This is a genomic window from Streptomyces muensis, assembly GCF_021474425.1.
Classification (GTDB): Bacteria; Actinomycetota; Actinomycetes; order Streptomycetales; family Streptomycetaceae; genus Streptomyces; species Streptomyces muensis.
This window is the reverse complement of the sequence record NZ_JAKEIP010000006.1, coordinates 99,471-110,834: the sequence shown is the minus strand read 5'-3', so window position 1 is coordinate 110,834 and position 11,364 is coordinate 99,471. Positions and strand designations below refer to the sequence as shown.

Genomic DNA, 11,364 nt, shown 5'->3' with positions numbered 1-11,364 from the left:
GGACCTCATCGGAGACGCTCATATCACAACAACGAGCCGCATCACGGGAAGCAACACCTTGATTCTCTGCGAGCCCTAAGGGGCGCGTCTCAAGAACATCGCTGGCTCCAGGCGATGACGGCGTGGAGGACGACTGCGGCGCGTAGACGATCGCGAGCTTGTCGTAGCGGGTCGCGAGACCGCGCCACTGCTTGACGTCGCAGAAGCGGCGTTCGACGACGTTGCGTCCCTTGTAGTCGACCGCGTCGAACGCGGGTGGTCGCCCGCCACGCGACCCGCGCCGTTTCCGGTGGGCCTGTTGGTCTCGTGGCTGCGGGATCACGGCGCGGATCCCGCCTCTGCGCAGGTGGGAGCGGATCGCGCGCGAGGAGTACGCCTTGTCGCCGCGGACCGCGTCGGGACGCGTCCGCGCACGCCCGACCGGACGGGCCACGCGGAGCCTGCTCAGCAGAGGCAGCAGAGCCGGGGCGTCGCCGGACTGGCCGGGAGCGACGGCGATCACCAGCGGCAGGCCGTGATCGTCGACGAGCTGGTGGATCTTCGTCGACAGCCCGCCGCGGGAGCGGCCGATCGCGTGGTCAGGCGGCTCGACGGCCGGATCCGTGTAATTCGATCCAGCCCCCCGTGAGGCGCGTGAGGTTGGTCGCGTGCTGATGCGCGCGAGCGATCGTGGAGCCCCCGGACACCGTCCAGCCGATCTACCCGTCCCGATCGGCCGCGGCGAGCAGCGTCTGATGGACCCGGTCCCAGGCATGGTCGCCGCCGAGATTGCGATGCCACCGCCATACCGTCTGCCACGGGCCGAACTCGCGTGGCAGGTCGCGCCAGGCGATCCCGCACCGGTAGCGGTAGATGATGCCCTCGACGATCATCCGCGCGTCCGCGAACGGACGGCCCTGCCGACCCGTCCGCGACGGGAGGAATGGCGCGATCAACACCCACTGATCATCCGAAAGGAGCTGGGAACGCGACACCCCTCAAGCGTTTCAGCCAGACCTCTCAACCTTGTGAGACACGCCCTACCGGCAGTTCGTCAAATTCGGCGGCGGTGTGGGTTGACGACGGGTCGAGTTGGTCGTAGGCCGGTGATAGGGGCCAACTGCCGTGCTGAGGGCTGAAGATGACCGCTCGCCGTCCGTGTCCGCCTGCGCCGGGGCCGCTGGAGGACTACGCGGCCCAGCTCGACGACCTCTTCTTCAGCCTGGCCAGCGGCGAGGATTTCGTGAGTATCTGACCGGGCTGCTGGCGCCGTGAGAGCGGACCAAGACGATCACCTGCCCGGCCGGGGCGGAGCCAGTGGCCGGTGCGGGGGAAGCCGGGGGTACAGCGGCTGCAGTTCCTTCCTGTCCGAGTCACCCTGGGAGGCCGAGCAGATCAACGACCGGCGTCTTGAACTGCTGCGCGAGGAGCCGGCGACCGCTCCGCACGCCGGCGGGGTCATCGTGATCGACGACTCCGGGGACCGCAAGGACGGCACGGCGACCGCGCACGTGGGCCGGCAGTGGCTGGGCCGGTACGGCAAGACGGACAACGGCATCGTAAGTGACCACGGTGTGGACCGACGGCCGCGTGAACGACCCGCTGCACGCGACTCCCCACACCCCCGCTCACCACTTCGCGCGTGGCCGGTCCGATCCGGCTTTCCGCACGAAACCCCAGCCGGGGCCGCCACCCTCGCGGCCCGCGGGAAGGAGGCGTGCTTCGGCTGCCGGCCGGTGGTCGCCGACTGCGCCTACTCCGTCAGCGACGACTGGTATCTCGCACTGCGTGAGGCCGGCCTGGCCTACGTGGTCGCGCTCAAGCCGCACCGCGGCACCTGGGCCCCGGCCGACCAGCCGCACACCCTCATCGATGCCGCGCATGCCCTGACCTGGCACGACGCCAAACGTCCCGGCGACTGGACGTCCGTGGAGCGGCACTTCCGCGACGGGCACAGTGAGACCTGGTGGGCAGCCGATGCCCGCCTGGGCGGCTACGGCCCCCACTCACCCTGCCGCCTGGTCGTGGCCACCACCGATCCGGCCGCCCCGCCGGAGAAGGCCACCTGGTACCTGGCCACCAACCTGCTCCACCCCGACGCACCCCACGCCGCCACCAGCCCGCCGACCTGACCGAGATCGTGCGCCTCTACGGCCTGCGGTCGTGGATCGAGCAGAGCTACAAGCAGATCAAGGACGAACTGGGCTGGGCCGACTTCCAAGTCCGCTCCGACCGCGCCATCCACTGCCACCAGGCCCTCGTCAACTGCGCCTTCTCCTTCTGCTGGGACCAATGGTTCCCCCCCACCCGGACCCCTGGACGCCAGCGCGCCAGACCCGTGCCCCGAAGAGGGGCCAGAGAGGGGGGCCAACCGGACACCACCAGCCCCAACAGCCCTGCTGGCCCAGGGCCTTACGGGCCATGCGTTCCTGGCTCACCCCCGCCGTCACCCTCAACCGGTGGTGGCGAGCCTGGACGGACAAGGATCCGCCGTTGATGAGACACTCCACCCGCAGAGGGACGGTATTTGCCTGGCTGACCCGCTACAACACACGTCGTCGGCACTCTGCCAACGGCCACCTCAGCCCCAACGAATACGAACGCCGACACCACACCGCTGAACTCACGCTCGCCGCGTGATCAATAACCGCGTGCGCACCTTCATGGGGGAAGGCCCGGGCGGTGACAGCGGCTGACCAGTCACGGAGCCGCTGCACCATCCACGAGGCTGTCGCCTCGTCGCACCGGCCTGTGCCGGGAGGGATCGCGAAGCGGCCCACGTCCCGGCACCGGCCCGTACGTCCGTCAGTCGGGATCCTGACTCCGTTCCTCGGTGACTTTGCGCAGCAGCGGCCTGCTGCCGACCAATGCTGCGAACATGGTCGCCAAGCCCACCACACCGCAGGCGGAAAGCTGCACCAGACCCGATGCGCTCACCGACGTACCGAAGGCTTTGTTGATCTCCAACGCGGCGAAGGTGCCGGCAGCTGTCGTGCCGCCTGCGAGGACGACCAGAGGGAGGGCGGTCTCCCGTACGCGTGCCCGGTCGAGCACCTTGAGCGGGACACCGGCGAGTCGCAGCAGGCCGTAGACGCGGCGCCGGTCGAGGACCGTGGCCGCGGCGGTGAGTCCCGCGGAGGCGGCGGCGACCAGGAAGCCCAACGCCAGGGAGGCCAGGCCGATCTGCCCGATGAGCTTGTTCACCGCGGTGTTCTCGGCGTTGGGGTAGTCATCGGTCCGGGGCGGGTTGCCGGGCGTGAGCGGAGTGAGGGCGGTGATGGCGGTGTCGATGGCGGCCTGGCCCCCTCGAACCTGGACGACCACGCCCTCCGTGGCCCCGAGGATGCTGTCCGGGGTCGCGGTGCGCACGGTCGCGGTCACCTCCGCCTCCTTGAGCCGTTCACGCGCTTGCGCGACGGCGACCCGTGGGTTGCCGTGTTCCATGGGCAGGGCGATCTGGCCGGGGTAGTGCACGCCGATGATGCCGATCTGGCCGACGGTGAAGAACCCCGCGACGAAACCGGCCAGGACCAGTCCGCTGACGGTGCGCCAGGCGCCGCGCGGGTCGTCGCTGAGCCGACGGGCGGCGAGCAGGGTGGCCGGCCGGCGTGCGAAACGGCCGACGGTCCTGCCCAGCCTGTCGACGACCCAGGGCCCGAGGATCCAGAAGGCTCCGTAGACGAGAACGATCAGCCCGAGTTTCTGCATGGTGCCCTGGCTGCCGCTCTGGGCGCTGATCACCACGAAACCCGTGATGGCGGCGAACAGTGCCAGCCGGACCTTGCGGGTGCGGCGTGGGTCCGCCTGCTGGGCGACGCCGAGCGGGGAGCGGGCCACGGCTCGCAGGCCGCTGACGGCGCTGAGCGCGGTCAGCGCCGTCAGGGCCAGCACCACCGACAGCAGCCAGGGCAGCCCGACCCACAGCTCCTCGGCGTACCAGGTGCCGATGCCGTACGGAACTTCGGTCAGCGCGGGCAGCAACAGGACGTACGCCAGCGTGCCGACCAGCGCGCCGGCAAGGCCGACGGCGGCGGACTCCACACCGGTCATGGTGAGGATCTGCCGTGGGGTCGCCCCTGCCAGGCGCAGCGCGGCGAGGCGCTGTTCCCGGCTGGCCGCGCCGAGTCGTCCGGCGGCCGCCGCCAGCACGATCACCGGCACGATGAGCAGCCCGCCGCCCAGCAGGGCGATGTCCTGGTCGGATGCGGTGAACGCGCTGGGGCTGGCGCCGTCGAAGCCGGACACGAGGGCCGAGGCGGCCAGCAGGTCGACCTCGCCGCCGTCCGTTGCCCGGGTGATCGCGGGGTCGGTGGAGGTGCGGCCGACGACAGCGACGAGTTCCTCGGGTGCCGCCAGCCCGGCGTCGCCGATCGTTCCGTAGCCGGTCCGGGTGGGGAAGCGGTCGCCCAGTTGGCTTGCCGGCAGCTCACGCATGAGCTTCGCGAGTGCGGGGGAGAGGTAGGTCTGTCCCGGGGCAGGGAAGCGGTCGATTCCGGGCGGCGCGGGGGCGGGGCCGCGATGGGGCAGCTGGGCCAGGGTGACGACGGTGACGGGCTTGTCGCGTACGTACGTGGTGGTCAGGGTCTGGGCGGCGGTGGCTCGTTGGGTGGGTGCCGCATCGGGGGTGCGCCAGGCGGTGCGGTCGGCGCGGTCCGCGGAGCCGAGGGTGGCCGCCAGCAGCACGAGGAGGATCAGGGCGCCGACCGCTGACGCCGCTGCGGCCAGCAGGTGGCTCTGCAGGCCGCGCCGGCCTGAGGACTTGGCGAGGTGCCAGGTCAGGGGAAGGACGGGGGAACGCATAACAGGATCTCCGAGGGCAGGGCCCATCAGGCGGCGACCGTGCCGCGGCTGGGTGGTCAGGCGGACGTGTACGGGCTGTGGACGCCGATCCGGCCGTCGCGGACCTGGAGGATCCGGTCGCAGTGGGCGGCGACATCGGCGTCATGGGTGACCATGACCAGCGAGGCGCCCTGGTCGCGGGTGACAGTGGTGAGCAGACGGATGACCTCGGTGCCGGTGGTCTGGTCGAGGGCGCCGGTGGGCTCGTCGGCGAAGACCACGTCCGGTTCGATCACCAGGGCGCGGGCGATGGCGACACGCTGGGCCTGCCCGCCGGACAGCTGGCCCGGGCGGCGCAGCTCCAGGCCGTCGAGGCCGAGCGGCTCGAACCAGCGGCGCGCCTGCTTCACAGCCTTGCGCCGCGGCATGCCCTCCAGCATCAGAGGCAGAGCGACGTTCTCCTCGGCGGGCAACTCCGGCAGCAGCTGGCCGAACTGGAAGACGAACCCGAATCGCTTCCGGCGCAGGGCGCTCAGCCGCTCCTCGCCGAGGTTGTCGATGCGTTCACCACGCAGCAGCACTTGGCCGCCATCGGGACGGATGATGCCCGCCAGGGTGTGCAGGAGGGTGGACTTGCCGGAGCCGGAGGGGCCCATGATGGCCAGGGACTCCCGGCCGTGCACCTCGATGTCCACCCCGGCGAGGGCCGTGGTGGAGCCGTAGGTCTTGGTGAGTTGATTCCCGGCCAGAACGGCGCTCATGAGGTGAGGCCCCTCTCTTGATGGTCGTGGCGGAGGCGTGCGTTTCCACCCTGCCGTGAGGCAGGAGCGGCGGCCTCGGCCGAACGGCCATGGTCCCGGCCGGTGATCGTGTTCCGGGTCGGTCTTATGGCCGATGCGCTCGGCCGGTCGAGCACGGTCCGTCTCATCACGAGTGGTTCGGGACTGATCCCCTCAAGCGTGGTTCGGAACCGAACAGCGGGCGTGACTGGTTCGACACAGCGCGCTGTCACGGTGGGGTGTGGTACGCGCAGGTTTGCCGACTGTCAGCGGCTCCTTGAAGCCTGTGCCCTGGCTCGGTGTCGGTGGTCCGCGTGACGACGGCCGTGACCACCGCGCGCGCTCCGAGCAAGACGTGCGTTCATGGCCGCGCAGTCGTCAGGAGGTGCCGTCCGTGCGGAAGGGAAGCAGGCCGACGAGGTCGGCCAGATCCCGCCGGGCGGGTTTCCTTTCCTGGAACATGACCAGGTACAGCACGTATCCAGCCCAGCTGTCGACCACGGCCCGCACCTTCAGATCGGCAGGCAGCTCACCGCGGTCGATGCCGCGGCGCAGAAGCACGGCGGCGGGCTCCAGCCGCTCGCTGAGAAAGTCGCGCAACTGGGCGCGGCCCGACTCGCCGAGTTCGACCAGCAGACCGGCCATCACACGGGGGTTGCCGATCAGGGTCAGGGTCTGCACCAGGTCGAGCAGCAGGGTGAGGGCGTCGTCGCGTACCGACCCGGTGTCGGGAGCCGGCCGTACGGTGAGCCGGTCGGCGATCGCCTCCCGCACGACCGCGGCCTTATTCGGCCACCAGCGGTAGAGAGTCATCCGGGCCACACCGGCCCGTTCGGCGATCCGCTCCATGGTCACCTTCGGGTAGCCGACCTCTTCGAGCAACTCGCGGGTCACCTCCAGTACCGCGGCGTGTGCCTCGGGGCTGCGGTGCGGTCCGCGGCGCGGCCGGGCGGCGGGTGTGCGGCCGGATTGTGGGGTCGGAGCATTCATCGGAGCTCATCCTACTTGGGCATCTCGGGGAGGCCTCCGCTCTGGGGAAATGACGAGACAGTATGTATCGTCTAGTCTGGCGCCGAGCACGCAGCTGCACGGCCCTGGGTTCGCGCCACCGAAGCAGGCCGTGGGGTCGGCGTTGGCCCGGCCGGGCAATTGCGAGCCCGGTGGAATACCCGTGATGAGTCGGCCCTGAACCCGTCGGGGCCCATGGGCGGCCGTCCACCGTTGTGACCGATCGGAGAGTTCTGTATGACCGAGACATTGATCACTACCCGCAGCACCCCGTTCGACCCGCCCTCCGAGGTGCTCGACGATCCGCGTCCGCTGCGCCGGTTCCGGTTCCCGGATGGGCACCTGGGGTGGCTGGTCACCAGTTTCGAACTGGGACGAGCCGTGCTCGGGGACGACCGTTTCAGTGCCGCGCACCGTCGACAGCCGGTTGTGCAGGTCGGCGCCCACCCGGCGGACGCGCCCCCGCCTCCGGGCGTCTTTCTCCACATGGACGCGCCCGAGCACACCCGGCTACGGCGATTGCTGTCCGGGCAGTTCACCGTCCGCCGTATGAGGCAGGTCGAACCTCGTGTCGAGCAGATGGTCACGGACCACCTCGACGCGATGGAGCAGGCAGGTCCGCCGGTCGACCTGGTGGACGCATTCGCGCTGCCCATCCCGTCCCTGGTCATTTGCGAACTGCTCGGCGTGCCTTACGGTGACCACGAGCGCTTCCAGCACGCCACCAAGGTCCTGTTCACGCTGGATTCCTCCAAGGAGGACGCGGAAGCTGCGCGGGCCTCGCTGGGCGGGTACCTGAGGGAGCACGTCCGGCGAAGGACCGCCGAACCCGGTCAGGACCTGCTCAGCGATCTGGCCGCCGGCGGCGAACTCTCCGAGGAAGAACTCATCGGGATCTCGCAGCTGTTGTTGATCGCAGGACACGAGACGACCGCCAACATGCTCGCTCTGGGCACGTTCGCCCTGCTCAGCAATCCTGAGCAGGCCGAGGCCGTGCGGGAGGGACGGGTCGATGCGGCGCAGGCCGTCGAGGAGCTGTTGCGCTATCTCACCATCGTCCAGTTCCCTCTGGTACGCACGGCCCGGGAGGACATCGAGTTGGGCGGTGAGGTGATCCGCGCCGGCGAGGCGGTGGGCGTGCACATGCCCGCGGCCAATCGGGACCCCGCCCGGTTCACGGAGGGGCACAAACTCGATGTCGGTTCACAGGAGGCACGCGGCCACCTGGCGTTCGGGTACGGCGCCCATCAGTGCCTGGGCCAGCAGTTCGCCCGGATGGAAATGAGGCTGGCGTATCCCGCACTGCTGCGGCGCTTCCCTGGGCTGAGGCTCGCCGTGGCACCCGAGGAAGTGCCGCTGCGCACCGACATGTCGGTGTACGGAGTGCACCGGCTCATGGTGGAGTGGTGAGCCACGGGAAACCGTGTGAGGCACATCGTCGGCTCTGCCGGACATCTCGGCGACACGGGTCAGGGACCGGCGAGGTCCTGTGGTGTCTCCCGGGGGCAGGCCGGCTCCGCGTGAGTTGAGTGGGTGTGGTGATCGCCGCCGGTGCGACCGGCGGCGATCGTGTGCCGCCCGGGAACCGATGCCGGTGCCCGGGCGGCGGTACGTGTGCTGGTTGTTACGGCGTGAGGGTCAGTGCCGTACGTCCGACGGTGGCCGAGCCGTCGCCGTACTCGACGACACCGAGATAACGCTCACCCCGGGCGGCACCCTGCCAGCTCACCGTCACCTCGGGGCGCTCGCCGCCGGTGACCGGGCGGGTGGGGGGAGTGACCGTGGCGCGGATCGCCGGGTCGCCCGAGCCCACTTGCCAGGTCCACAAAGTGAATTGCTGCGTGGTCGCGCCCTCAGGCAGGGCGAACTGCTGGATGTAGAGGTCGTAGTCGCCCGGAGGCAGGTCGAACCGTTCGTCCGAGCCGGGCACGGGCAGGGGCCCGGCCAGGTTGCCCTCGGTGTCGAACGCGTAGACGTCGATGTCGCTGTCGGCCAGGTGGTCAGCCGCAGTGATCGCCACCCGGGTGAACTTCGCGCTGCCTGGCACGTGGAGGTGGACCTTCTTGATCGCGTCGGAGGTGAACGGATTGTTCTCCAGTTCGGTTCGGTCGGTGCCGGTGAGCGTTCCGGTGGTCTTCTCAGCGGCGTACAGACCCGTGGTGGTCGCGGTCAGCCGTCCGTTCCAGCCAACGTGCGTGGCGATCCGAACGGTTCCCGACGTGCCCTGCGCCTCGGCCTCGTCCGGCACGTCGAACCGGTGGGCGCGCAGGGCGATCTGGCTCGTGACCCGGTGCTGCCTGGACACGTCGTTCCAGGTGAGGGCACCGAAGGACCAGGAGTCGAATGCGGCGTCGGTACGGGTGAACGTCACGCGGTACGTCGCCGACCCGCCAGGCCGCAGGGTCAGCCGCTGCGGGGACACCTTCGCCGTGAAGCCCGGCGGGGTCTTGAGCGCCGCTTCGTAGACGGCGGACTTCTCCGACACGTTGGTGACCCTGCGGGTCAGTGTCTGCCTGCCGTACAGGTCGCCGACCGCCAGTGACGGGTAGTTCAGGTCACTGGGGTCGCTCTTCCGCGCGGTGCCGCAGAGGTCGCGTTCAGCATCCGCCGGGGGCGCGATCCCGACGGCGCACAGGTACGACGTCCAGTCGGTCACGGTGGAGTCATAGACAAGACCCGGAGCGGCGGCCAACGCGGGCCGTACCTGGCCGGCGCCGTGATCGAGCGGAGTCGCGGGCTTGCTGCCGACACGGACGAGGGGCTTGCCCTGCTTGTCGGTTGTCGTCGCCGTGGTCATGAGGGCCGACTTGACTCGCATCGGTGACCAGGTGGGATGCAGCTGCTTCAGCAGGGCTGCGAGGCCCGCGACGTGCGGGGACGCCATCGACGTGCCCGACAGGAACCCGAAGGGCCCGGGGTAGGCGTTGTTGCCGCCGCCGGGAACGGTTCCTGCGGGGACGAGGTCGCCAGGGGCCGACAGGTCCGGCTTCAGCATGTCGCCGCCGCTGTAGGGGTCGGGGCCGGGGCTGGAGTCGGCAGCGACTTCCGGCGCGTGCTTGGAAGTCCTGCTGGACGCGGTGAGCGCCGCGGAGGCGGCGGGCGCGGTGGCGTAGGCCTTGACGCGCTTGCCGTCCTCCTGACTCAGAACGAACAGCGGCACGGCGGCCTGTGCCAGGAAGGAGTCCTGGGCACTGGAGGGCGTGTTGACGAGGACGACCGCACGGCCTCCGGCGCTGCGTACTTCGAGAGCCTTGTCCTGGATGAAGATGCCGTCCCCGCCCCGGTCGCACACCACGATCTTCCCCTTGGCCTTCGCCGGGTCCAAGGTGTCCGGGGCGCACAGCGCGGCCTTCGCGGAGTCCGCGCCCGCCCTGACCGCGTCGGCGGCGTTGATCAGTGGACTCGCGGGTATGCCGGGGCTGAGGGCACGCCCGGTGAACTCCTGGCTGTCGCCCAGGCGCAGGGTCGCCCGGTAGTCGGTGTCGTGGGTGGTGGACGCCACGGATGTGATCCATGGCGCGGTGTGGTTCGCCGTTCCCGAGGACGGGTTGTTGCCGGCGCTGCCGGCGATGAAGACGCCCGCCTTTGCCGCGTTGAACGTGGCCGCGCGGTAGATCGGGCTCTCCAGGTGCCCGTCGAACGACAGGTTCAGGACGTCCACGCCGTCCGCCACGGCCCGGTCGATCGCCGCCGCCGTGTCCACCTCCGGGCAGCCCATGCGCCAGCACGCCTTGTAATACGCCAGTCGGGCCGCCGGTGCCATGCCGGTCAGGGTGCCGCGCACAGGTGTGCCGGCGATCACCGCGGAGGTGATGCGGTTGCCGGCGGCGGTGGTGCCGGTGTGGGTGCCATGACTGTCGGTGTCCCGGGGCGAGGGGACGTCCTCGGGCGCCGGGTCGGACACGCCTTTACGGAACCACTGGGCGCCGATGACCTTGTTGTTGCAGGTGACCTTGTGCGCAGGGTCGTTGCCCTGGTCGCAGGTTCCGTGCCACTTCCTGGCGATGACGTCCGCGTCGGGACGCGGTTCGGGCAGCGGCGCGAGCATCTTGTTCGACGGGTCGAAACCGCTGTCCACGATGCCCACGATCGTGCCCTCGCCGGCGTGTTCGGGGCCGCCCAGCTTTGACCAGAGACCGCTCCGGCCGGTGAGACCCAGGAACCCGGGGATGTCGGGCGGGCGTACCCCGGCCCTGGTTTCTCCTCCGGCCTGGGACCGGTTCCCGGCGAGGTGGCCCATGGAGCCTCTGTCGTCGGGCACGGTGGCCGGCCGTCGGGGGGCCGACTGTCCGTCGGTGTCCTCCGGCACGGGGTGCAGTGCGGTGACGCCTGCTCGCGTCACCGACGCCACGCCCGGCGTCCTGACCAGCTTCGCGGCCTGCTCACCCGTGAGCTTCGCGGCGAAGCCGTTGAGAGCGTAGTCGTAGTCGTACAGCTTCTTCACGCCCGGGACGGCGCTCAGGACTTTCTTGCGGTGGGCATCCAGATGCCGCAGATAGTCCTCGATCGCTCCGGAGCCCACGTCGAGCTGCCCGCCCGGCTCAGGTGCGGTCCTCTTCAGTCCGGGCAGGCCACCCCCGTAGGTCGCCACCGGGGTGTCGGTGAGCTGAACCACGAAGGTGCCGTCCCGGTAACTCCGGGTGTCCACGGCGGAGTTGGCGCGTGCGGGTGTCGCGCCGGGAGCGAGAGACAGAGCACCGGCGAGAAGAGATATCAGGAGTACACCGGTTGTTGCTCTGTTGGATATGTGATTATGAGACAACTCTGGTCCAGGTTGTTCGATTCGTCGTGTGTGATTCCCCCAAGGCTCCAATGTCAC

6 protein-coding genes and 1 pseudogene are annotated in these 11,364 nt (G+C 70.0%); 2 read left to right on the top strand and 5 right to left on the bottom strand.

Features of this window, described 5'->3' with window-relative positions; genetic code table 11:
• Positions 1-89: 89 nt before the first annotated feature.
• Positions 90-974: pseudogene (locus tag L0P92_RS03355) on the bottom strand (IS5 family transposase).
• A gap of 276 nt (positions 975-1,250) precedes the next feature.
• Between L0P92_RS03355 and L0P92_RS03350 the strand changes: the two are divergent.
• The gene (locus L0P92_RS03350) at positions 1,251-2,111 is read left to right on the top strand and encodes an IS701 family transposase (RefSeq protein ID WP_234760918.1); all 861 of its coding nucleotides are present in this window, start codon (positions 1,251-1,253) and stop codon (positions 2,109-2,111) included.
• Between the two features lie 673 nt (positions 2,112-2,784).
• On the opposite strand, the gene L0P92_RS03340 is transcribed toward L0P92_RS03350, so the two are convergent.
• From L0P92_RS03340 to L0P92_RS03330, 3 genes are all read right to left on the bottom strand, one after another.
• Complete coding sequence (locus tag L0P92_RS03340; protein ID WP_234760916.1) at positions 2,785-4,779, bottom strand: ABC transporter permease; 1,995 nt, start codon at positions 4,777-4,779, stop codon at positions 2,785-2,787.
• A gap of 56 nt (positions 4,780-4,835) precedes the next feature.
• Positions 4,836-5,519, bottom strand: coding sequence for an ABC transporter ATP-binding protein (locus tag L0P92_RS03335; RefSeq protein WP_234760915.1), 684 nt, complete (start codon positions 5,517-5,519; stop codon positions 4,836-4,838).
• A gap of 396 nt (positions 5,520-5,915) precedes the next feature.
• Entirely contained in the window at positions 5,916-6,527 is a 612-nt protein-coding gene (locus L0P92_RS03330) for a TetR/AcrR family transcriptional regulator (RefSeq protein ID WP_234760914.1), read from the bottom strand.
• A 255-nt stretch (positions 6,528-6,782) separates the two neighbouring features.
• On the opposite strand from L0P92_RS03330, the gene L0P92_RS03325 reads away from it, so the two are divergent.
• On the top strand, positions 6,783-7,955 hold the full coding sequence (locus L0P92_RS03325) for a cytochrome P450 (protein ID WP_234760913.1): 1,173 nt from the start codon (positions 6,783-6,785) through the stop codon (positions 7,953-7,955).
• Between the two features lie 214 nt (positions 7,956-8,169).
• Here the strand turns inward: L0P92_RS03325 and L0P92_RS03320 are convergent, their stop codons facing one another.
• Entirely contained in the window at positions 8,170-11,193 is a 3,024-nt protein-coding gene (locus L0P92_RS03320; RefSeq protein ID WP_234760912.1) for a S8 family serine peptidase, read from the bottom strand.
• Between the last annotated feature and the right edge of the window lie 171 nt (positions 11,194-11,364).

Bases quoted from the DNA above. Each gene is read 5' to 3' on its own strand.
- L0P92_RS03340 (WP_234760916.1), bottom strand. From the start codon at position 4,779: ATGCGTTCCCCCGTCCTTCCCCTGACCTGGCACCTCGCCAAGTCCTCA.
- L0P92_RS03325 (WP_234760913.1), top strand. From the start codon at position 6,783: ATGACCGAGACATTGATCACTACCCGCAGCACCCCGTTCGACCCGCCC.
- L0P92_RS03330 (WP_234760914.1), bottom strand. From the start codon at position 6,527: ATGAATGCTCCGACCCCACAATCCGGCCGCACACCCGCCGCCCGGCCG.
- L0P92_RS03335 (WP_234760915.1), bottom strand. From the start codon at position 5,519: ATGAGCGCCGTTCTGGCCGGGAATCAACTCACCAAGACCTACGGCTCC.